The organism is Pseudomonas sp. HS6-2, assembly GCF_049325675.2.
In the GTDB taxonomy this organism is placed as follows: Bacteria; Pseudomonadota; Gammaproteobacteria; order Pseudomonadales; family Pseudomonadaceae; genus Aquipseudomonas; species Aquipseudomonas putida_N.
Window position 1 is genome coordinate 1,604,809 of the sequence record NZ_CM143906.1, and the last position, 23,588, is coordinate 1,628,396.

Below are 23,588 nucleotides of genomic sequence, written 5' to 3' on the forward strand. Positions count from 1 at the left end.
AGGATTGAATTGCCGTGAGGCTGACCCGTCAAGGGGGCATTATGAAAAACCAAATGTTCAACTGGCTCCACGACCTGGCCGTCGCTTTGGGGCTGATTCCACCACCCTTGCAGCCGGTGCCGATCCCGACTGATGAAGAGCAGCGCCAGCGCCAGCCGCGTCGTCGCTGAAACGCAAAAGGCCGCAGCATCTGTCAGATGCTGCGGCCTTTTTGTTTCTGCTATTGTGGCCTGATCAGGCCAGCTTCACTTCACCCACCGGCTTGCGCGACAGCACGCTCACCAGCACGAAGCTCACCAGGCCAACCGCCAGGCTGTAGTAGATCGGCGTGTTGGCATCCAGCCCGTCCTTGAACATGAAGAACAGTGCGGTGGCAAAGCCCAGCGACATGCTGGCAATGGCGCCTGCGGTGGTGGCGCGCTTCCAGAAGATCGCACCGATCAGCGGGATCAGCATGCCGCCAACCAGCAGGTTGTAGGCCAGGGTCAGGGCACTGATCACATCGTTCACCGCCAAGGCGATGCCCAGTACCGCCAGGCCGGTGATCAGGGTGAACAGGCGGCTGACGCCCAGGCTCGACTGCTTGCCGCCACGCAGCTTGGGCAGCAGGTCTTCGGTCAGGGTGGTCGAGGCCGCCAGCAGGCCGGCACTGGCAGTCGACATCATGGCCGCCAGGGCTGCCGCCATCAGCAGGCCACGAATGCCTTCCGGCAGCTGGCCTTTGATCATCTCGGCAAAGGCATTGTTCGGGTTGGCCAGGTCCGGCATCAGTACATGGGCGGACATGCCGATCAGGGCGCACGCCAGGCCGTACAGGACGCAGTACACACCTGCGGTGGTGCCGGCGCGCTGGCAGACTTTTTCGTCACGGGCGGTGAATACCCGCTGCCAGATGTCCTGACCGATCAGGATGCCGAAGAAGTAGATCAGGAAGTAGGTGATGATGGTGTCCCAGCCGATGGTGGTCCAGCTGAAGCTGGCCGCCGGCAGCTTGGCTACCAAGGTGTCCCAGCCACCGGCCTTGTACAGGCACACCGGCAGCAGGATGAACATCAGGCCAACGGTCTTGATGACGAACTGGACAATGTCGGTGAGGGTCAGCGACCACATGCCGCCGATGGTCGAGTAAACCACCACCACACCGCCGCCGAGCAGCAGCGACGCCCAGAACGGCAGGTCGAGCAGCACTTGCAGGACGGTGGCCATGGCCAGGGTCGATGTCACGCCGATCATCAGCGCATAGGCCAGCATGATGGCCGCGCTGGCCTGGCGGGCCATCGGGTTGTAACGACGTTCCAGCACCTGGGTGACGGTGAAGATCTTCAGGCGCAGCAGCGGTTTGGCGAGGAACAGGTTGAGGGCGATGATGCCCAGGCCCAGGGCGGCACAGAGCCAGAAACCGGAGATGCCGTGGACGTAGCCCAGGCGTACGGTGCCGACGGTGGAGGCGCCGCCGAGCACGGTGGTGGCCATGGTGCCCATGTACAGGGTCGGGCCGAGGTTGCGCCCGGCCACCAGGTAGTCTTCCTGAGTTTTCGCGCGCCGCATGCCATACCAGCCCAGCCCTAGCATGCCGACGGTATAGATCATTACAACAATGATGTCCAAGGCCATTGGGGGTCTCCCGATTATCTTTATTATGGCGAGATCGACCGCGCAGGCGTGTTCACGGCGCCCGGCGGTCTTGTCTTGTGTTGGCGGGCCTCTATGGCCCTCCCTCATGGCTCCTGCCGGGGTACTTCAGGCAATGCTGATCAGCGACGCACGACGCCCGGTAGCACGCAGAGCATCTCGAACAGCAGGTTGGCGCCTAGCAGCGAGGTGTTGCCGGTGGTGTCGTAAGGCGGGGAGACTTCAACCAGGTCACAGCCGATCAGGTCCAGGCCGTGGCAGCCGCGAATGATCTCCATCGCCTGGATGGTGGTCAAGCCGCCAATTTCCGGGGTGCCGGTGCCTGGGGCCCAGGCCGGGTCGATGCCGTCGATGTCGAACGACAGGTACACTGGGCCACCACCGACTTTTTCGCGCACTTCTGCCATCAGCGGTTCCAGCGACTTGTGCCAGCACTCTTCGGCCTGCACCACGCGAAAGCCCTGGCGGCGGCTCCAGTTGAAGTCGTCGGCGGTATAACCCTGGGCGCGCAGGCCGATCTGCACCACGCGGTCGCAATCGAGCAGGCCTTCTTCCACGGCGCGGCGGAAAGTGGTGCCGTGGGCGATCTTTTCGCCGAACATGTGGTCGTTGACGTCGGCGTGGGCATCGATGTGCACCAGGCCGATCTTGCCGTGCTTCTTGTGCAGGGCACGCAGGATCGGCAGGGTGATGGTGTGGTCGCCACCCAGAGTCATCGGGATGACATTGTGCTCGACGATCTCGTCGTAGGCTTCTTCGATGATGCGCACGGCGTCGAGCAGGTTGAAGGTGTTGATCGCCACGTCACCGATGTCGGCCACCGACAGCGAGTCAAACGGGGCGGCGCCGGTGGCCATGTTGTACGGGCGGATCATCACCGATTCGGCGCGGATCTGGCGCGGGCCGAAACGGGTGCCGGAGCGCAGCGAGGTGCCGATGTCCAGCGGTACGCCGATGAACGCGGCGTCCAGGCCTTGGGCGCTTTGCAGGTGGGGGAGACGGAGCATGGTGGCGATGCCGCCGAAACGCGGCATTTCGTTGCCGCCCAGTGGTTGGTGGAGAACTTTGTCCACGGTGGGCCTCATCAGTCGGTCGATTGTTTTGTTTGTTCGAACCTGTGCCGCCGCACGCCTTTAAAGTCTGGATCGCTGGCGGGCAGGGACATTTCGGCCAAGTCTGCGCAAGGTAGTGCGTGGGAAGAATCGCTACCGGCAAATACTTACTTCAGGAATTTCTGAACTAAAGGCCGCAGGAGCGGTTAGACTGCGCGCAAATACCCCTGCGGACTCGTTGCACGATGGCCTCGACCTTGCCCGACCTGAAACTGCTGCGCATCTTCGTCAGCGTGGTGCGCCACCAGGGGTTCGCCAATGCCCAGCGCGAGCTCAACCTGTCGACCTCGGCAATCAGTACCTACATGAGCCAGCTCGAAGGCGCCTTGGGTATCGTCTTGTGCCATCGCGGTCGCGGTGGCTTCAGCCTGACCAGCAAGGGCGAGCTGTTTCACCAGGAGACGCTGCGCCTGCTGGCCGAGCTGGATGGCTTTGAACAGTATGCCGCAGCGCTCAAGGGTGAATTGCGCGGCACCCTCAACCTCGGTGTGATCGACTCCACCGTTGGTGATCAGGCGCTGCCTTTGGCCGAGGCCATTGGGGCCTATAGCCAGGAGCACCCGGCAGTGCACCTGCATCTGTCGGTGTCCAGCCCCTACGAGCTGCAGCTTGGTGTGCAGGACAACCGTCTGGACCTGGCCATTGGTGCGTTTTCCTCGCGCATGAGTGGCTTGCTTTATCAGCCGCTGTACCGCGAGCAGCATTGGTTGTATTGCAGTAGCCGCCACCCATTGTTCGCCGAGCGGCGCATCCCCGAGCAGGTTGTGACCCAGCAACGCATGGTGGGGCGGGGCTACTGGAGCCAGGCCGAATTGGCCAGGCATGGCTTCAAGCACAGTGCGGCCACGGTGGAAAGCATGGAGGCGCAACTGATCCTGATTCTCTCGGGCGCCTACATTGGCTACCTGCCCGAGCACTACGCCCAGGCTTGGGTCGACAAGGGTGACCTCAGGGTGCTATCGCCGGCCACCTTCGGTTATCAGGCGCCCTTCTCGCTGATCATCCGCAGGGGGCGTAGTCGTGAGCCGCTGATTCAAACATTCCGAGACCTGCTCAAGAGCCAGTTGAATGTCGGTTGAAGGGTAAAATTTCGTAGGACAATCCGACTGAATGTCCTAAATAAATTTTCAAAATAGCCGCTAACTTCCCCACGCTCTGCTAGATATTTAGTTGCGCTGCCCCCTCATATCCCTCTTCGAAGGACCGTTCAAGATGCGCATGAACTTGCCCGTCACTGAGCACGAAAGAACTTTTACCCGCGAGCAGCGCCTGATCTCCACCACGGACCTCGATAGCCGCATCACCTACTGCAACGACGCTTTCGTCGCGATCAGCGGTTTTACCTACGACGAACTGGTCGGCCAGACGCACAACCTGGTGCGTCACCCAGACATGCCCCCCGCCGTATTCGGCCATATGTGGGAGACCATCAAGCAAGGCAAACCCTGGATGGGAGTGGTCAAGAACCGCGCCAAGAACGGCGATCACTATTGGGTGAGCGCCTATGTCACGGCGATCTACGAGAACGGCCGCATCAGTGGCTACGAGTCGGTGCGTTCGGTACCGACCCGCGAGCAGATCCGCCGTGCCGAAGCCCTGTACGCACGGCTGCGCGCAGGCAAGTCGCCGACGCCCTGGGCAGCCCGGTTCGGGCACGGCCTGGCCGGCGGCGGGCCACTGATCGGCGCTGGCCTGCTGTCGGCGGCCGGCTACCTCTGGTTGCCACCTTATCTGGCGCTGGGTGTGCTGATGACCAGCTTGCTGGTGGCCTGGTACCTGATCGAACGTCAGCAAGACCAACCGATTCGTCGCACGCTTGCTGAACACCCGAAGGCGTTCACCAGCCCCCTGGTGGCTCTGACCTACAGTGATAACCCTGGCCTGATGGGCCAGCTCGACCTCGCCATCATCAGTGAAGAAGCGCGCCTGCAAACCGCGCTTACCCGCCTGGTGGATGCTGGCGTTGGAGTAAAGTCTCGCGCCGCGCAATCGGCGGACCTGTCCGATGCCCAGGCACAGATGCTCGACCGTCAGCGCAGCGAGACCGACCAGTCGGCCACGGCCATCGCGCAGATGGCCGCGACCATCCAGGAGGTCACTCATAACGTACAAAGCACCGCCCATGCTGCGGGTGACGCCGACCAACTGGCCCAGCACGGCAGCGAGCTGGCACAGCAGAGCCTGAAGGCCATGGGCAGCATGAGCGAGGCGGTCAGCGACATCGGCCAGGCGGTGAATGCCCTGGCCGAGCAGACCCAGTCGATCGGCAGTGTGGTCGATGTGATCACTTCGATTGCCGAGCAGACCAACCTGCTGGCGCTCAACGCCGCTATCGAGGCGGCCCGGGCCGGCGAACAGGGCAGGGGCTTTGCCGTGGTCGCCGACGAGGTGCGGTCGCTGGCTCAGCGCACACGCTCTTCCACCGACGAGATCCACCAGATCATCGCCTCGCTGCGTGCCGGCGCCGAGCGGGCGGTGAGCACCGCCAGCCGCGGCGAGCAGATTTCGCGGGACAGCGTGCATAGTGTCGAGGCGGTGCAGGCGGCGTTGGCCGGGATCGCCCAGGCGGTCAGCCGCATTACTGGCATGAGCCAGCAGATGGCCACGGCGTCGGAGCAACAGAGCCATGTGGCCGAGGACATCAACCAGCAGATCGTGCGGATTGCCCAGCTGTGCGACCAGAGCGCAGGGCAGGCCAAGCAGGGGGCCGAGATCAGCCAGGACCTAGAACGCATGGCCGAGTACCTGCATAGCCTGGCGGAACGGTTTAACCGATAGATTCACGTTTGCAGGCCCATTCGCGGGGCAAGCCCGCTTCTACAGGCACCTCACATGGCTTGGATAATGTGCAACCCCTGTAGGAGCGGGCTTGACCCGCGAATGGCCCGCAAAGCGGGCCCAAAATTTCAGCCTGTGGCAAAATCCCTCCGCCAACGGAGACCCCCATGCCCAGACCCCGCTGCGAACGCTGCCAGCGCCCGCTCGACCATTGCCTTTGCCCGCTGATTCCCAGCCTCGACAGCCGCACCCGGGTGGTCCTGCTGCAGCACCCCAGTGAAACCAGCCACGCGCTGAACACCGCCCGCCTGGCCGCCCTGGGCCTGGTCAATGCCGAATTGCGGGTCGGCGAAGTCTTCGCTGATCTTGCCGAATTGTTGGCGACCCCAGGCTACCGGCCCGTGCTGCTGTTCCCCGGCGAGCAGGCGCAAGCGCTGACAGGCTACGGCGAAACGGACGACAAGCCATACATGTTGATCGTCCCCGACGGCACCTGGCGCAAGGCACGCAAGCTGCTGTACCTGAACCCGCTGCTGGAGGCGCTGCCCAAGGTGACACTGGCGCAAGTGACGCCTTCACGTTACCGCCTGCGCAAGGCGCCGGAGCCGGGAGCGGTGTCGACCATCGAGGCAGTGGTGCAAGCGTTGAACGTGATGGAGCAGCCATCGAACTTCGATGATTTGCTGAAGCCGTTCGAGGTATTGATCGAAGGGCAGATCAAGGCCATGGGCGCCGAGACCTTCAACCGAAATCATGGTAAAGGCTGAGGCCAGCACAGGACTCACCTTTCCCGCAGCGCCTCGGTCCGGGCCTTGAGCACCGGCTTGAGCAGATAATCCAGCACACTCTTCTGCCCGGTGATGATATCCACCGTGGCCACCATCCCGGGGATGATCAGCAGTGGCTTGTTGTCCCCACCCAGGTGGTTCTTCTCGGTTCGCACCTGGATCAGGTAGAACGCATTGCCCTTGTCGTCGGTGACGGTGTCGGCGCTGATCAGTTCCAGCTTGGCCTTGAGCCCGCCGTAGATGGTGTAGTCATAGGCACTGAACTTGACCATCGCCGGTTGCCCCGGGTGCAGGAAGGCCACATCCTGCGGGCGCACCTTGGCCTCGATCAGCAGGTTGTCCTCGATCGGCACGATCTCCACCAGGTCGCTGCCTGGCTGTACCACGCCGCCGATGGTGTTGACCTTCAGCAGCTTGACGATGCCGCGCACTGGCGAGACCACGGTGGTGCGGTTGACCCGGTCATCAATGGCGATGCTGGTGGCGGTGATCTTGGACAGCTCGGTGCGCTTGTCATTCAGCTCCTTGGCCGCGTCCGAGCGGAAGCTGGCGTCGGACTCTTCGATCTTGCTCTTGATCTCGGCGATCGCCGCCTCGGCGCGGGGGATGGCCAGGCTGGTGGCATTGAGCTGGCCGCGGGCTTCAACGGTGCGTTGCTTGAGGCGCAGGATCTCCACCGGGGAAATGGCGCCCTTGCTCACCAGCGGCGCCGACATGTCTGTCTCCTGTTGCAACAACGCCACGGCCGAGCGGTACTGATCGACCTTGGAGCGGAACTCGGCCAGCTCCTGGTTCTTCTGCCGCAGCTGTTCGTTGAGGGTCTGTTTTTCGCTGGCCAGGCGGCGTTGGCGGGAGGTGTACAGGGCTATTTCGTCTTCGGCGACCTGGGGCGCCTTGGCGCGCACTTCGTCCGAGAGCGTGAACGGGCGGCCTTCGGCTTCCGCCGACAGGCGCTCGACCTGGGCGGTCAGGGCATAACGGTCAGCCTCGCTTTCGCCTTTGTTGGACTTGAACCGGGTGTCGTCCAGGCGTAGCAGGGTGGCGCCTTTCTCGACCATCTGCCCTTCGCGCACGAAGATCTCGGTGACGATACCGCCTTCGAGGTTCTGCACCACCTGTACCTTGCTCGACGGGATCGCCTTGCCTTCGCCGACCGTTACTTCGTCGAGCACTGCCAGGCTGGCCCAGACCAGCGCTACCAGCAACAGCGCTGCGGCCAGCAACACGGTCAGGCGCGATAGGCGTGGCGAGTCCTGCAGAGTGGCGCCGGCCAGTTCCGGCATGTAGTCGCGTTCGGCCCGTTTGTCGGCGCCATGGCTACTGCGTACGCTTTGCATGAGAGGCATGGTGAGCTCCTACAGGGCCGAGCCGATACGGCCCTTGCGCAGGGCGTCGACGACCGAATCCTTCGGGCCGTCGGCGACGATCTTGCCGTTGTCGAGCACCACCAGCCGATCGACCAGGCTGAGCATCGAGGTGCGGTGGGTGACCAGCAGCACGGTCTTGCCCGGCACCCAGCTCAGCAGGCGCTGGCGCAGTTGCTCCTCGCTGCTGTTGTCCATGTGGCTGGTGGGTTCGTCAAGGATCAGGATCGGCGGCTCCAGTAGCAGTGCACGGGCCAGCAGCACCGCCTGGCGCTGGCCACCGGAGAGCAGCTGGCCGCGCTCGCCCACCGGGCGGTCGAAGCCGTTCGGGTGTTGCCGGGCCAGCTCGCTGACGCCGGTCAATTCGGCCACTTCGAGCATGCGCGCATCGCTGATGTGGCGCGCCCCGAGGGTCAGGTTGTCGCGCAGGCTGCCGGCCAGCAGCGGCAGGTCGTGGGCCACGTAGCCGATCTGGCTGCGCAGGTCGGCGATGTCCAGCTGGCGCAGGTCGAGGTTGTCCAGCAGCACCTGGCCTTCGTCGGGGTGATGGAAGCCCATCAGCTGGCGCCCGAGGGTGCTCTTGCCCGAACCGCTGCGGCCGATGATGCCGATGCGCTCGCCGGGGGTGATGGTCAGGTTCACGTCGTGCAGTGCCGGGCTCACTTGCCCTGGATAACGGAAGGTGATGTGGCTCAGCGCCAGGCCACCCTTGAGCGTGGTGTGCTCCAGGGCCTGCTGGTCGAGCTGACGTTCCTGGGGCAGGGCCATCAACGCATCGGTGCTGCGCATGGTCAACTGCGCCTGCTGGTAGCGGGTGATCAGCCCGGCGATCTGGCCGAGCGGGGCGAGCACCCGGCTGCCGAGCATGTAGCTGGCGACCAGGGCGCCGACGCTGAGGTTGCCGGCAATGATGCTGTACACCCCGGCAACGATGGTCGCCATGCCGCAGAACTGCTGGATGAACAGCGTGCCGTTGCTGGCCAGCGACGACAGGTTGCGCGCATGAGCGTCGAGGCGGGCGATGGCGGCGTTGGTGTGCTCCCACTGGTACTGGCGTTCGCTTTCGGCGCCGCAGGCTTTGAGGGTTTCCAGGCCGCCCAGGGTTTCGATCAGCAGGGCCTGGCGCACGGCGCCGAGGCTCAGGCTTTTCTGCACGGTATCGCGCAGGCGGGCCTGGATGATCAGGGCAAAGCCCACTGCCAGCGGGAAGGCGATCAGCGGGATCAGTACCAGCCAGCCACCGAGCAGGCCGATTACCAGCAGCATCAGGGCCACGAAGGGCAGGTCGATGATGCTGGTCAGGGTGACCGCGGTGAGAAATTCACGCAGGCCCTGGAAGTCATGGATGCTCTGGGCGAAACCACCGATGGTGGCGGGCTTGGCCTTCATGGCCATGCCGGTGATGCGCTCGAACAGGGTGGCGGAGAGGATCAGGTCGGTCTTCTTGCCGGCCTGGTCCAGCAGGTGGGCGCGGACCATGCGCAATACCAGCTCGAAGGCGGTGCCGATGAACAGGCCGGCAACCAGCACCCACAAGGTCGACAGCGCCTGGTTGGGCACCACGCGGTCGTAGGTCTGCATGACGAACAGCGGCACCATCAGGCCGAGCAGGTTGATCAGCAGGCTGGCCAGCAGGGCGTCGCTGTACAGCCAGCGGGAATGGCGCAGGGTGTCGCGGAACCAGGCGTTGACCCGCGGCAGCAGCGGTGAACGCACGTCTTCCAGGGTATGGCGTGGGCGGGCGAACAGGGCGTGGCCGCTGTAGGCCTGCTGCAGTGCTTCACGTTCGACCCATTGCTCGCCGCCTTCAGCTTCGCAGGGCAGGATCAGCGCGCGGCCGTCATCGCCCCAGCGCTGCAACACCGCGCTGCGGCCATTGTCGAGCAATAGCAGCAGGGGCAGGTTGAGAGCTGAGATGTCATCAAGCGCTCGTTCCAGCACCCGCGCTTGCAGGCCGGCACGCGCCGCAGCCCGCGGCAGCAAGTCTACGCCCAGGCGCTGCTGGGCCAGGGGCAGGCCGCTGCACAGGCTGGCACGGCTGGCCGGGCGACCGTGCAGCCGGCACAGGATCAGCAGGCCATCGAGCAGTGGGTCATCGACATCCGGACGCGGTTGCGCGCTTTGCATACTGGTCACGATGGCCTACTCCCGCCAGGGTGGATGGGTTGCTGTGCAGGCGATCCGTGCCAGTGCGTGCGACGCTCAGCGCATGTCGGGCAATCTGGCTTCGGTCCGGACCTCGTTGTTGGCGATAGCCTCAGGTGGCAGTGAAATGCGTTGCTTGCTCAGCAGTTCACCCATGGTCGCCAGTACCCGGTACATCGAAAACTCTTCGGTGTAACGCACTTCGGTGTAGCGACGGTTGGCGTTGTACAGCTCGTTTTCGCTATCGAGCACGTCGAGCAGGGTGCGCTGGCCCAGGCCGAACTGGTCCTGATAGGCGGCGCGCACGCGCTGGGTGGTCTCGGCGTATTCACGTGCGGTCGGGGTCTGCTTGCGGGCGTTGTTCATGGCATTCCAGGACAGGCTGAGGTTTTCGGTCAGCTCGCGCAGGGCATTGTTGCGGATGTCCAGGGCCTGGTTGATCTTGTGCGCGTCGGATTGCAGCCGGGCTTTGTCGCTGCCGCCACGGAACAGGTTGTAACTGAGCTCGACGCCCGCCTGCCAGTCATTGTTGGCATGGCCCTGCTCGCCGCCGATGTTGTTGTTGGCACCGGTGGCCAGCACCGCGTCCAGGCGTGGGTAGAACGGCGACTTGGCCACTTCGTATTGCTGTTCGGCGGCATTGACGTCGGCCTGGGCCGACTTGAGGTACGGGTTGTTCTGGCGCATGCCTTCGCGCGCCTGGTCGAGCGTGGCGGGTATTTCCACCTTGATCGACCGTGGGCCTTCCAGTTCGTCAGGCACGCGGCCGACCACGCTGTAGAAGTTGGCTTCGGCATCGGCGAGGTCGACTTCGGCGGTGTCCAGGTTGTTTTCTGCCAGGGCGCGACGGGCGCGGGACTGGTCGAGGTCGGCAGTGCTGCCAACGCCGCGCTCGCTGCGCAGGCCGATCTGGTCGTTGACGCGCAAGTGCGCCTGCAGGTTGTTCTTGGCCAAGTCCACCAACTCTCGACGCTTGAGTACCTCCAGATACACCTCGACGGTACGCAAGGCCACGTCCTGGGCAATGGCCTGGGTGTAGTAGGCCCGAGAAGTCGCAACTGCCTCGGTGCGGCCCACTTCGTTGGCGGTGTTGAAACCGTCGAAGATCATCTGCCGCAGGCGCAGTTCCGACTGTGTGTAGTTCAGGGTTTCCTTGTTGTGGTTGGTCGTGCCGTTCGGGTTGAGACCGCGGGTGTTGAGGTTGTCAGAGCGCTGGCGCCCATAACCTGCCACCAGATCTACGGTTGGGTAGTAGCCGCCACGGGCAAATTTGACATCCTCATCGGCCGAAAGCTTGCTGTTGCGGTTCGAGCTGATCTGCGGGTGGTAATCCACGGCACTCTGGATGGCTTCGTTGAGGGACATCGCTTCGACGTTCGTGCATGCCATGGCCACCAGCATTGCGCTGGCGAGGGGGGTTAGAACGCGCATGGGCTACTTCTCCCTGGTCACAAAAAAGATCCCGCTTTTCGCCAATAAAATGACGATTTTTATAGTTCAAACCGTTTCATGTTTGTAACAACAGAGCTAAGAACATTTAACGCGCGAGCTAAGAAGATTTTTTCATAACACCTATGCGAAAAAAAACTTATGCGGTCTATGCAAAGCAAGACATTGTTTCATCCAAGTGAATTCGCGAACCGTTGCAAGGCGCGACTTACAAGCACTTCAGCAAGTTTCAGGTTTTTTCCAGCTAAGGACGCGGAACGGATAGGTGAAAGAAGTATTTGGCGACAAAAAATTGGCATGAAATGATGGCCAACTTACATTATTACTATCGCCAAAGTAGTGCCTGAGAGAACGATTCTCGCCGTTGAGATTTTTCGGACTCCATGCCCACACCTGCCTGCGCAATGTCATTGGCTGATGTAGCCGATCAGTAAGGGAGGTGTTCGCTCATGGCTAAGTTAGTCGGTGTGGTCAGCAAGGTAATTGGCCAGGTAATCGCAGTCGCCAGCGATGGTAGTCGGCGCCCTCTGATCGAAGGCGATCGCCTGTTTGCTGGCGAGCAACTGGAGACGGGTGCTGCCGGGGCCGTGGCGGTACGCCTGCAGAACGGTGCCGAGTTGACCCTGGGCCGTGACAGCAGCCTGGAGATGACGCCGGACCTGCTCGCCAACCGGGCCCCCCATGCGCCGGACCACGATGTAGCACCGAGCGACGCGCAATTGAGTGATGTGGAACGTATCCAGCAGGCGATTGCCGCAGGTGACGACCCGACCCAGAGCGCTGAGGCGACCGCCGCCGGGTCAGGTAGCCCTAGCGCAACCGGGGCGCTGGGAGGTGGCCACAGTTTCGTCATGCTCGATGAAGTCGGCGCCCGTGTCGATCCCGTGGTGGGCTTCCCGACGGCAGGCTTCAATGGCTTTCCCGAGCTTGCCAACCGCGAAGTTGGCGGCCTTGACCCCAGCAATGGCAGTTCGCTCAACGGTCGGCCTGTCGGTGGTGACGGCGGCACGGTACCTACAGAGCCGTCCATCCCGACGGTAGACGAAAATCATCCAGTCACGTTGCTGGGCCTGGATATCGCCCCGGGTGAGCTGAACCTGAACGAGGCGAATCTGCCACTGGGTTCTGCCAGTGATGCGGCGGCTTTGACCCGGCAGGGCAGCTTTACCGTGGTCGCTCAGGATGGCGTGTTCAACCTTAGTGTAGGTGACATCAACGTGGTGACGGGCGGTGTGGTGACCGGCGTTGGCCAGTCGACCACTACCGGGTTGGGCAATATCCTGACGATTACCGGTTACAACCCGAGCACGGGCGAGGTGAGTTACACCTACACGCTCACGGCATCCGGGCAACATATCGAGAACGATGGGGCCAAGTCGCTGACCGAGCACCTGCCGGTCCTGGTCAGTGACAGTAACGGTGATGTCGCTCAGGGCTTGCTGGATGTGATCATCCATGATGATGCGCCGCAGGCGTTCGATGATGACAACGTGGTCAAGGCGACCGAGCAGCATGTCGAACTGACCGGGAGCGTGCTGACCAACGATATCCAAGGCGCCGACCGTGTGGCAGGCGGTCCAGTGATTGCCGGTACTTACACCGGCACCTACGGCACGCTGGTCCTGGCCGCAGACGGCTCCTACACCTACACGCTCAACCCCAACGCCCCGGACTTCAAGAACCTGGGTGGTGGCGGCAATGGTGTGGAGAACTTCACCTACACGATCAAGGACGCTGACGGCGACACCAGCACGGCGACCTTGACGCTGAACATCAGCAACCTCAACGACCCGGTCACCCTCGACGGCCTGGGCGTGCAGAACGGCGAGCTGACCGTCTACGAGAAGCACCTGAGCGACGGCACTTCACCGGATGTAAATGCGCTGACCCAGCAAGGCACCTTCAAGGTGACGGCGGCGGATGGCCTGCAAAGCCTGACCGTGGGCGGTATTGCCGTGGTCACTGGTGGCGTGGCTGCCGGCTTCCCGCAATCGGTGGTGACGCCGGAAGGCAACACCCTGACCATCACCGGCTACAACCCCAGCACCGGGGTGGTGAGCTACAGCTACACCCTGACTGGCAACGAAAGCCACCCGGACGGCGCTGGCGCGAACAGCATCAGCGAGCACTTCGACGTGGTCGCCAAAGATGTCGATGGCAGCACCGCCACCGGTAGCCTGGACGTGAACATCGTCGATGATGTGCCGAAGGCGGTGGACGACAGCAACGCTGTGACGGCAACCGAACAGCATGTCGAGCTGACCGGGAATGTGCTGACCAATGATGCCCAAGGTGCTGACCGCGTGGCTGGTGGTCCGGTAATGGCCGGTACTTACACCGGCACCTACGGCACGCTGGTCCTGGCCGCAGACGGCTCCTACACCTACACGCTCAACCCCAACGCCCCGGACTTCAAGAACCTGGGTGGTGGCGGCAATGGTGTGGAGAACTTCACCTACACGATCAAGGACGCTGACGGCGACACCAGCACGGCGACCTTGACGCTGAACATCAGCAACCTCAACGACCCGGTCACCCTCGACGGCCTGGGCGTGCAGAACGGCGAGCTGACCGTCTACGAGAAGCACCTGAGCGACGGCACTTCACCGGATGTAAATGCGCTGACCCAGCAAGGCACCTTCAAGGTGACGGCGGCGGATGGCCTGCAAAGCCTGACCGTGGGCGGTATTGCCGTGGTCACTGGTGGCGTGGCTGCCGGCTTCCCGCAATCGGTGGTGACGCCGGAAGGCAACACCCTGACCATCACCGGCTACAACCCCAGCACCGGGGTGGTGAGCTACAGCTTCACCCTGACTGGCAACGAAAGCCACCCGGACGGTGCTGGCGCGAACAGCATCAGCGAGCACTTCGACGTGGTCGCCAAAGATGTCGATGGCAGCACCGCCACCGGCAGCCTGGACGTGAACATCGTCGATGACGTACCGCAGGCGGCGGCCGACACCACCAGCGTGGTGGAAGGCGGGACAGCCACGGGCAACGTCCTGTGGAACGACAAGCTGGGGGCGGACCAGGCGGGCACCAGCAATGTTGTGGTCGGTGCACGCGCCGGCTCCGATACGTCGACATCGGCCATCGGCAATCTCAACACCGCGATCGTTGGCCAGTACGGCACCTTGACCATTGATGCGGCGGGCAATGCGGTCTATCACGCCAATCCGAATGCGGTGCTGCCGCAAGGCGCCAGCGATGTTTTCGTGTACACCATTCGCGACACTGACGGTGACGAGAGCACCACGACCATCACGATCAACGTGCAGGACTGCTCGCTCGTTGCCGGCCCCGTTGGCGGGGTAACGGTCCACGAGAGTGCCCTTGATACGCATCAGGACGGCAACGACCTGGCCGCTGGCAGCGTCACTGGTAGCGACCCGGACTCGACCCGCGAAACCGCCAGCGGCACCTTGGTCGGTTCTGCCAGCGGCGGTGTCGGTGCGTTGACCTACAGCCTGGTAAGCGATGCCACAGGCCAGTACGGCCAGCTTCACCTGAACGCCGATGGTACCTACACCTACACCTTGACCTCACCGGCCAATTCGCCGACCCACGCCAATGACGGCCCCAACACCGTCACTGAAACCTTCACCTATCAGGTGAAAGACTCGGTCGGCAATTCGACCACCAGCACCATCGTCATCACCATCGTCGATGACGTACCGCAAGCCCACAGCGATTACACCAGTGTGTACAAGGGCGACGAGGTGCGCGGCAATGTGCTGTACAACGATGTGGTCGGTGCCGACGTGCGCAGCGATGGCAACTACGTGGTCGGCGTGCGCGCCGGCAGCGATACCAGCACCTCGGCCATCGGCCAGCTGAACACCCAGGTGAACGGCCAATACGGCTACCTGACCATCGACGAGAAGGGCAACGCGGTCTACCACTCCAACCCGGACGTGGTGTCGCCGCGAGATGCCGTCGACACCTTCGTCTACACCATCCGCGATGCCGACGGTGACGAGAGCACCACGACGATCACCATCAACGTCCACAACTCACTGATGGCTTGTGCGGACCGCGATGTCACGGTGTACGAAAACGCTCTGGACCTGCACAAGGACGGCAACGACCTCGCCGCCGGCAGCGTCACTGGCAGCGATCCGGACTCGACCCGCGAAACCGCCAGCGGCACCTTGGTCGGTTCTGCCAGCGGCGGTGTCGGTGCGTTGACCTACAGCCTGGTAAGCGATGCCACGGGCCAGTACGGCCAGCTTCACCTGAACGCCGACGGCACCTACACCTACACCCTGACTTCACCGGCCAATTCGCCGACCCACGCCAATGACGGCCCCAACACCGTCACTGAAACCTTCACCTATCAGGTGAAAGACTCGGTCGGCAATTCGACCACCAGCACCATCGTCATCACCATCGTCGATGACGTACCGCAAGCCCACAGCGATTACACCAGTGTGTACAAGGGCGACGAGGTGCGCGGCAATGTGCTGTACAACGATGTGGTCGGTGCCGACGTGCGCAGCGATGGCAACTACGTGGTCGGCGTGCGCGCCGGCAGCGATACCAGCACCTCGGCCATCGGCCAACTGAACACCCAGGTGAACGGTCAATACGGCTACCTGACCATCGACGAGAAGGGCAACGCGGTCTACCACTCCAACCCGGACGTGGTGTCGCCGCGAGATGCCGTTGACACCTTCGTCTACACCATCCGCGATGCCGACGGTGACGAGAGCACCACGACGATCACCATCAACGTGCATGACCCGCGCATCGAAGTGTGCATGGACGGCGAAGCAACGGTGTTCGAGAAAGCCCTGGATTTGAGCAAGGATGGCAGCGATCTGGCCGCCGGAACGGTCACCGGCAGTGATCCGACATCGCCCCTCGAAACCGCCTCTGGCAGCCTGGCCGGCTTGGCCAGTGGTGGCATCGGCGCCTTGTCCTACAGCCTGGTCAGCAATGCCGTTGGCCAATACGGCCAGATTCACCTGAATGCCGACGGCAGCTACACCTATACCCTGACCTCACCGGCAAGCTCACCGACCCATGCCAACGATGGCGCCAACACCGTCACTGAATCCTTCACCTATCAAGTTCAGGACGCCTACGGCCATTCGGCCACCAGCACCATCGTCATCAGCATTGTCGACGACGTGCCCCAGGCCCATTGCGATTTCGTCAGCGTCTACAAGGGCGACGAGGTGCGCGGCAATGTGCTGTACAACGATGTGGTCGGTGCCGACGTGCGCAGCGATGGCAACTACGTGGTCGGCGTGCGTGCCGGCAGCGACACATCCACTTCGGCCATCGGCCAGCTGAACAGCCAGGTGGACGGCCAGTATGGCTACCTGACCATCGACGAGAAGGGCAACGCGGTCTACCACTCCAACCCCGACGTGGAGTCGCCGCGGGATGCCGTCGACCGCTTCGTCTACACCATCCGCGATGCCGATGGCGACGAAAGCACCACGACCCTTACCGTCAACGTGCACGACGCAAGGCTCATGGCCTGCGAGGACCGCGATATCACGGTGTTCGAGAAAGCCCTGGACCTGCACAAGGATGGCAACGACCTGGCGGCAGGCAGTGCCATTGGCAGTGATCCAAGCTCGACCGGCGAAACGGCGTCCGGCTCGTTGGTGGGGTCGGTGTCCGGTGGTGTAGGGGCAATTACCTACAGCCTGGTGGGCAACGCGGTCGGCCAGTATGGGCAGATCAGCATCAACCCTGACGGCAGCTATACCTACACGCTGACCTCGCCCGCCAATACACCGGGTGCCGATTCTACGGTCGAGAATTTCTCTTACAAGGCCACCGATTCGCTGGGCCACAGCATCACCAGCAACATTGCCATCACCATCGTCGACGATGTACCCAATGCGGTCTGCGCCGAGCGCAGCATCACGCCAGGCCAGGTGGACTCCAACATCCTGCTGGTGATTGATGTGTCGGGCAGCATGGACTTTGCTTCAGGCATACCCGGCCTGACCCGCCTGGAGGCGGCCAAGCAGGCCATCGCTGCGCTGCTCGACAAGTACGACGACATGGGTGACATCAAGGTGCAGATCGTCACCTTCAGCGGTGGCGCGCAGATCCAGTCGGCCGAGTGGGTCAGCATTGACGCCGCCAAGTCGATCGTCAACGGCCTGCACGCGGGTGGTTCGACCTATTACGACAGCGCGGCCACAGCTGCCCAGACGGCCTTCTCCCAAAATGGCAAGCTGGCCGACGCGCAGAACGTCAGCTACTTCTTCTCCGATGGCGAACCCAGCTCCGGGCATGCCATCACCGCTTCGGGCGAAACCACCTGGGAAACATTCCTCGACAACAATGGCATCAAGTCGTACGCCATTGGCCTGGGCAAAGATATCAATGCGGGCAACCTGAACCCGTTGGCCTACGACGGCAGCAGCCATACCGATACCAACTCGGTCATCGTCACCGACTTCAACCAGCTCCATGGCGTGCTGTCAGGTACCGTGCAGGGCTCGCCGATCACCGGCAGCCTGCTCAACGATGGCACCTTTGGTGCCGATGGCGGCTTCATCAAGGCACTGCTGGTGGACGGCACTACCTACACGTACGACCCGAAAGCCAACGCCGGGCAGGGCGGATACCTGGCCAGCGGTGGCGCGGACAACGCCAGCTTCGATACCACCGGCAATACGCTCACCATCAAGACCAGCCTGGGTGGCAGCCTGCTGGTGAACATGGACAGCGGCGAGTTCACCTATACGCCGCCCAAGGGCGCTGACTACTTGCAGTTCGAACGCTTTGGTTTCATGGTCAGTGACAATGACGGCGATACCAGCAGCGCCGACTTGCTGGTGCTGATCAATGGCAATCATGCGCCGGTGGCAGGCGCGGACCATGTGATTACCAATATTACCGGTGCCAGTATCACCGTGCCGTCCGAAGCGCTGCTGGCCAACGACAGCGACGCCGACCACGACCGTCTGAGTGCGGCGCCGATCACCGTTGACACGAACTTTGCCAGCAAGGGGGCAGGCTTCACCCTCGGCAACAGTGTTGCGAGCATCTCCTTCGATGGTCATGGCAATACGCTCGACAACCAGTTCAAAGCCCTGGAACGCAGCGCCTTCACCACAGCGGCCGGCAGCATGACCGCGGCGCTGGTGGTACTCGGCTACCTTGGCAGCATCACCAACAGCAATGCCAACAGCGAGGATGTGATCACCGTCAGCCTGCGCAAGGGCGAGACCCTGCAACTGGACCATGATCGCCCAGACGGCAATGTGAGCCTGGAGTGGAAGGATGCCAACGGCAGCTACCAGCCCATTGCCGATGGCGGCAGCTTCACCGCCAGCCACGACGGTGTGTACAGCATCCATGTGGTCAACCAGATCAACCCGTCGGACCACAGCAATGCTGCCGAGAGCTACAAGCTGAGCCTGCTGGTGGATTACAGCAACGCCGTGAACGAAGTGCATCAGGCGAGCTACACGGTCACCGATGGTCATGGCGGCGGTGCTACCGGTGCGGTGGATATCACCTACCAGGCCGGCACTACCCTGAACGGCACGGCCGGCAATGATGTGTTGATGGCAAGCAACGCCGACACCATTCTCAATGGTGGTGACGGCCATGATGTGCTGGTGGGGGGGGCAGGGAACGATCAACTGTACGGCGGCAATGGCGATGATCTGCTGATCGGAGGCGCCGGCAACGATCTGCTCGACGGCGGGGCCGGCAACGACATCGCCAGCTATGCCTCGGCCACCAGCGCGGTCACGGTAGACCTCAGCCTGGGCGGCCCGCAGAACACCCACGGCGCCGGCATCGACACCCTGGTCAGTATCGAGAACCTGATCGGCTCCGACTACAACGACACCTTGATCGGCAATGCCGGTGACAACGTGCTCGATGGCGGCCTGGGCAACGACGTGCTGAAGGGTGGTGACGGCAACGACACCCTCATCGGCGGGCCGGGCGATGACATCATGACCGGCGGCAATGGCAACGACACCTTCGTCTGGCAGAAGGGCGACACCGGGCATGACACGGTCACCGACTTCTCCCCGGGCAGCGATCACCTGGACCTGTCGCAGCTGCTGCAGGGCGAGAATGCCACGGCGGCTTCGCTGGATGACTACCTGCACTTCAAGGTCAGCGGCAGCGGCAGCAATGTGGTCTCGACCATCGAAGTCAGCAGCGTGGCGGGGGCGGCGCCGACCCAGACCATCGACCTGGCGGGGGTCGATCTGGCCCAGCATTACGGGGTGACTGCGGGGGCGGGCGGGGTGATTTCGGCGGGGCATGATACGGCGACCATCATCAACGGGATGATCAATGACCATTCGTTGAAGGTGGATACCGTCTGATTTGCCTGTTCCTCTTCGCGGGGCAAGCCCGCGAAGAGGCCTGAACAGGAGACAGCAGCATTCAACCGGACCGGCGCAAGGTCTTCTGCCTGAGGATGTACAGGCTGACCAGTACCGCACTGGTGAGCATGAAGGCCCTGGCCCAGAACAACGGCACCAGGTAGCAGGACAAGCCGATGCTCGCCCACATCAGCCCGATGGCATAGACCTTGCCCTTGAGCGGAATGCCCTCGCCACTCAGGTAGTCACGGACCCACGGCCCAAGCTTGGGATGGTTGACCAGCCAATCGTGAAAGCGCGGAGAGCTGCGGGCGAAGCAGGCTGCCGCCAGCAGCAGAAACGGGGTGGTGGGCAACACCGGCAGGAAGATCCCCAGCACCCCCAGCGCAACACTGAGCCAGCCGATGGCCAGCAGCAGGTAGCGCACGACCGACTCAGTGGTGGCGTGGCTTGAGCAGTGCCGGCTTCTCGTCTGGAGCGTGCAGCAGCAGGAACAGCGCGCTCAGCGCTTCCGGGATCTGCACGATCATGTCGTCCTGCAGGTTGGCGTTGCTGGCGATGTCGGCGAACTCGGGCTGTTCGTCGAACAGGCCGGAGCCGACCATGATCGGCAGCAGCATCTCGCTGACTTCTTCCTCGGCGTTCTCGAACCACGCCTCTTCACGCAGGAACACGCCTTCCATGAAGCCGATGCACCAGCCGCGCAGGTCGGAATCGTCCGGCTCGTCGGTCAGGTCCAAGTCGCATGGCAGGTCGAATTCCTCGTCGCTGGCCAGCTGGCGGGCGATGTGGCCTTTGAGGGCCACCAGCGTCGCTTCGATCTCGGTGCGCTGGGCATCGCTGGCGTAATGGGGTTCTTCGGCGAACAGCGCGTCGATCCATTCACGCTCGGGGACGTCCTCGGAGCAGATCGACAGCGCGGTCAGGTAGCCGTGTGCGGCGACGTAGTCCAGCGCTTCTTCGTGCAGCTCGTCGGCGTCGAGGAAGGCTTGCAGGCGGGTCAGTTGCTCGGCGAAGGACATTACAGGGCTACCTTGGGGAATAAACGATAGTGAATTCTAGCACCTTGCGGCGGCAGCGGGGCAAAGGGAACGTCTGTCACCGGGCATCCTGTGCGGGCCGTCACTACGGTATACTCCGCCGTTTTTCATCCAGGGGCGGGTTTTCCCGACCCTCTGGCAAAAGCCGCTTACGCTTTTGGCGTGTGCGGGGCGGGTTTTTCGTCCAGCCTGTGTCCAGGATGGTACGGCGATTTGTGGAGTTGCACATGCTCGAACAGGCTCAGCGCGTTCTCAAGGATATCTTCGGTTACGACAGTTTCCGTGGGCGCCAGGCAGCGATCATCGAATGCGTGGCCAATGGCGGCGATGCCTTGGTGCTGATGCCTACCGGTGGCGGCAAGTCCCTGTGCTTCCAGGTGCCTGGCTTGTTGCGCCCGGGCCTGACGGTGGTGGTGTCGCCGCTGATCGCGCTGATGGACGATCAGGTCGCCACCCTCGACGAGCTCGGCGTCGCCGCAGCGGCGCTGAATTCCACCCTGAGCCCGGAGCAGCAGCGTGACCTGGCCGGGCGCCTGCGCCGGGGCGAGGTGAAGATGCTCTACCTGGCGCCTGAGCGCCTGGTGCAACCGCGCATGCTGGACTTCCTGCGTGACCTCGACATCTCGCTGTTCGCCATCGACGAAGCCCACTGTGTCTCGCAATGGGGCCATGACTTCCGCCCCGAGTACCTGCAGCTGGGGCAACTGGCCGAGCTGTTTCCCCATGTGCCGCGGATCGCCCTGACTGCCACCGCCGACATGCGAACTCGCGAGGAGATCGTCCAGCGCCTGCACTTGCAGGGGGCCGAGCGCTTCCTGTCGAGTTTTGACCGGCCGAACATCTTCTACCGCATCGTGCCCAAGGAGGCACCACGCAAGCAGCTGATGGCCTTTCTTGGCGAGCGCCGCGGCAATGCCGGCATCGTCTACTGCCTGTCGCGCAAGAAGGTCGATGAAACCGCTGCGTTCCTCTGCGAGCAAGGTTTCCCGGCCTTGCCCTACCACGCCGGCCTGGCCGCCGAGACGCGCGCCGCCAACCAGCACCGCTTCCTCAACGAGGAAGGGCTGATCATGGTCGCCACCATTGCCTTCGGCATGGGCATCGACAAGCCCAACGTGCGCTTCGTTGCCCACCTCGACCTGCCCAAGTCGCTCGAGGCCTATTACCAGGAAACCGGCCGTGCCGGCCGTGACGGCCTGCCGTCGGATGCCTGGATGGCCTACGGCCTGCAGGACATGGTGATGCTCAAGCAGATGCTGCAGAACTCCGAAGGTGACGAGCGCCACAAGCGTATCGAGCAGCACAAGCTTGATGCCATGCTGGCCCTGTGCGAAGAAACCCGCTGCCGCCGTCAGTCGCTGCTGGCCTATTTCGACGAAATCCTCGAACAACCCTGCGGCCACTGCGACAACTGCGTCGACCAGATCCAGACCTGGGACGCCACCGAGCCGGCCCGCCAGGCCTTGTCGGCTGTGTTCCGCACCGGCCAGCGCTACGGCGTCGGCCACCTGGTCGACGTGCTGCTGGGCAAGGACACCGAGAAGGTGCGCAACTTCGGCCACGAGAAACTTTCGGTGTTCGGCGTCGGCAAGGGCCTGGCCGAGGCCGAGTGGCGTTCGCTGTTCCGCCAGCTGGTGGCGCGCGGCCTGGTCGATATCGACCTGGAAGGTTATGGCGGCCTGCGCCTGTCCGACAGCTGCCGGCCGCTGCTGCGCGGTGAGGTGAACCTGCAGCTGCGCCGTGACCTCAAGCCACAGACCGTGGCCAAGACGTCCTCCAGCGGCGGCAGCCCGGCCAGCCAGTTGGTACGGGCCGAGGAGCGCGAGCTTTGGGAGGCGCTGCGCACCTTGCGACGCAAGCTGGCCGAAGAGCACAGCGTGCCGCCCTACGTCATCTTCCCCGATTCTACCCTGCTGGAAATGCTCCGCAGCCAGCCAACCAGCCTCAGCGACATGGCCCAGGTCAGCGGCGTGGGTGCGCGCAAGCTGGAACGCTATGGCCAAGCCTTCCTCGAAGTGCTCAATGGCGCCGGTGGCACCGAGGAGGCGCCGAAGGTGGTGCTCGACCTGCGCCACGAGCTGGTCAGCCTGGCCCGCGCCGGCATGACCCCGGCGCAGATCGCCGGGCAGCTCAACTGCAGCGAGAAGAACGTCTACAGCCTGCTGGCAGAAGCCCTTGGCCGCCAGGAACTGAGCCTGGAGCAGGCGCTGGACCTGCCGGAAGACCTGATGATGGAAGTGCAGGATGCCTTCCTCGACGGCGAGGGCGAGTTGCCGCCGGTGTCGGCGATTGCCCCGTTGTTCGGCGCACGGGTGCCGGAAGGCGTGTTGTACTGCGTGCGTGCGGCGCTGGCGGCGGAGTTCCAGCTCTGATGGGCGGCATTTCCGTCAACTGCTGATGTTTGTCATCCTTTTTGACGATTATCGGACGTTTCCGGGGCGGGTAGCCTTGCCTGATGCCCCGGAGCATGGTTAGCTGACTAATAATTAGTTCTAGTCTATGAGTTGCTTATGCCCCTGACCGACAACCAACACCGCTTCGGCATGCAGCTGGCGCAGATGTCCCGTGGCTGGCGTGCCGAGCTGGATCGCCGCCTGGCCGGGCTCAATCTGTCCCAGGCGCGCTGGTTGGTGTTGTTGCACCTGGCCCGCTTCGAAGAAGCGCCCACCCAGCGCGAGCTGGCGCAGAGCGTGGGCGTTGAAGGCCCGACCCTGGCGCGGCTGCTCGACAGCCTGGAAGGCCAGGGGCTGGTGCGTCGCCAGGCGGTGATGGAAGACCGGCGGGCGAAGAAGATCCAGCTGTGCCCACCGGCCAAGCCGCTGATCGAGCAGATCGAGACCATCGCCAATGCTCTGCGCCTGGAACTGTTCACCGGCGTGGACGAGGCCGATCTGGAAGTGTGCATGCGGGTGCATGCCAAGATCCTCGCCAACCTCGAAAAATCCTGAATCTTCTGGGG

The 23,588-nt window shown here is 63.1% G+C and carries 14 protein-coding genes; 7 read left to right on the top strand and 7 right to left on the bottom strand.

The features are described 5' to 3' along the window. Nucleotides 1–41: 41 nt before the first annotated feature. Nucleotides 42–170 (top strand): PA1414 family protein, encoded by a 129-nt coding sequence (locus ACOKS3_RS07660; protein WP_308451135.1) that lies wholly within the window; start codon nt 42–44, stop codon nt 168–170. A gap of 64 nt (nt 171–234) precedes the next feature. Here the strand turns inward: ACOKS3_RS07660 and ACOKS3_RS07665 are convergent, their stop codons facing one another. Both ACOKS3_RS07665 and speB read right to left on the bottom strand, forming a co-directional pair. Further along, nucleotides 235–1,614, bottom strand: coding sequence for a sodium:solute symporter family protein (locus tag ACOKS3_RS07665; protein WP_103446390.1), 1,380 nt, complete (start codon nt 1,612–1,614; stop codon nt 235–237). Nucleotides 1,615–1,754: 140 nt separating this feature from the next. Next, nucleotides 1,755–2,705 carry an agmatinase gene (gene speB, locus ACOKS3_RS07670; RefSeq protein ID WP_008090804.1) on the bottom strand — a complete coding sequence of 317 codons (951 nt, stop codon included), beginning with the start codon at nt 2,703–2,705 and terminating at the stop codon, nt 1,755–1,757. Nucleotides 2,706–2,929: 224 nt separating this feature from the next. Between speB and ACOKS3_RS07675 the strand changes: the two genes are divergently transcribed. The 3 genes from ACOKS3_RS07675 to ACOKS3_RS07685 all read left to right on the top strand — a co-directional run bounded on the left by ACOKS3_RS07675 (nt 2,930) and on the right by ACOKS3_RS07685 (nt 6,289). Then, nucleotides 2,930–3,823, top strand: coding sequence for a LysR family transcriptional regulator (locus ACOKS3_RS07675; RefSeq protein WP_103446391.1), 894 nt, complete (start codon nt 2,930–2,932; stop codon nt 3,821–3,823). Nucleotides 3,824–3,956: 133 nt separating this feature from the next. Beyond that, the gene (locus ACOKS3_RS07680; protein ID WP_103446392.1) at nt 3,957–5,522 is read left to right on the top strand and encodes a methyl-accepting chemotaxis protein; all 1,566 of its coding nucleotides are present in this window, start codon (nt 3,957–3,959) and stop codon (nt 5,520–5,522) included. A gap of 167 nt (nt 5,523–5,689) precedes the next feature. Then, complete coding sequence (locus ACOKS3_RS07685; RefSeq protein WP_103446393.1) at nt 5,690–6,289, top strand: tRNA-uridine aminocarboxypropyltransferase; 600 nt, start codon at nt 5,690–5,692, stop codon at nt 6,287–6,289. A gap of 14 nt (nt 6,290–6,303) precedes the next feature. Here the strand turns inward: ACOKS3_RS07685 and ACOKS3_RS07690 are convergent, their stop codons facing one another. The 3 genes from ACOKS3_RS07690 to ACOKS3_RS07700 form a co-directional block, all read right to left on the bottom strand. Then, entirely contained in the window at nt 6,304–7,647 is a 1,344-nt protein-coding gene (locus tag ACOKS3_RS07690) for an HlyD family type I secretion periplasmic adaptor subunit (protein WP_103448215.1), read from the bottom strand. Nucleotides 7,648–7,665: 18 nt separating this feature from the next. After that, on the bottom strand, nt 7,666–9,801 hold the full coding sequence (locus ACOKS3_RS07695; RefSeq protein ID WP_103446394.1) for a type I secretion system permease/ATPase: 2,136 nt from the start codon (nt 9,799–9,801) through the stop codon (nt 7,666–7,668). Between the two features lie 75 nt (nt 9,802–9,876). After that, nucleotides 9,877–11,250: a TolC family outer membrane protein gene (locus tag ACOKS3_RS07700; RefSeq protein WP_422764244.1), complete on the bottom strand. Its 1,374-nt coding sequence runs from the start codon at nt 11,248–11,250 to the stop codon at nt 9,877–9,879. Between the two features lie 467 nt (nt 11,251–11,717). Between ACOKS3_RS07700 and ACOKS3_RS07705 the strand changes: the two genes are divergently transcribed. Beyond that, on the top strand, nt 11,718–19,589 hold the full coding sequence (locus ACOKS3_RS07705; protein WP_463581475.1) for a retention module-containing protein: 7,872 nt from the start codon (nt 11,718–11,720) through the stop codon (nt 19,587–19,589). Nucleotides 19,590–19,650: 61 nt separating this feature from the next. On the opposite strand, the gene ACOKS3_RS07710 is transcribed toward ACOKS3_RS07705, so the two are convergent. Both ACOKS3_RS07710 and ACOKS3_RS07715 read right to left on the bottom strand, forming a co-directional pair. Further along, nucleotides 19,651–20,016: a YbaN family protein gene (locus ACOKS3_RS07710; RefSeq protein ID WP_103446396.1), complete on the bottom strand. Its 366-nt coding sequence runs from the start codon at nt 20,014–20,016 to the stop codon at nt 19,651–19,653. A 7-nt stretch (nt 20,017–20,023) separates the two neighbouring features. Continuing rightward, nucleotides 20,024–20,611, bottom strand: coding sequence for a YecA/YgfB family protein (locus ACOKS3_RS07715; RefSeq protein ID WP_012315632.1), 588 nt, complete (start codon nt 20,609–20,611; stop codon nt 20,024–20,026). 245 nt (nt 20,612–20,856) lie between these two features. Here ACOKS3_RS07715 and recQ point away from each other — a divergent pair, with 245 nt between their 5' ends. Then, entirely contained in the window at nt 20,857–23,001 is a 2,145-nt protein-coding gene (gene recQ, locus ACOKS3_RS07720) for a DNA helicase RecQ (RefSeq protein ID WP_422763217.1), read from the top strand. 138 nt (nt 23,002–23,139) lie between these two features. Next, complete coding sequence (locus ACOKS3_RS07725) at nt 23,140–23,577, top strand: MarR family transcriptional regulator (protein ID WP_103446399.1); 438 nt, start codon at nt 23,140–23,142, stop codon at nt 23,575–23,577. The last annotated feature ends 11 nt before the right edge of the window (nt 23,578–23,588 follow it).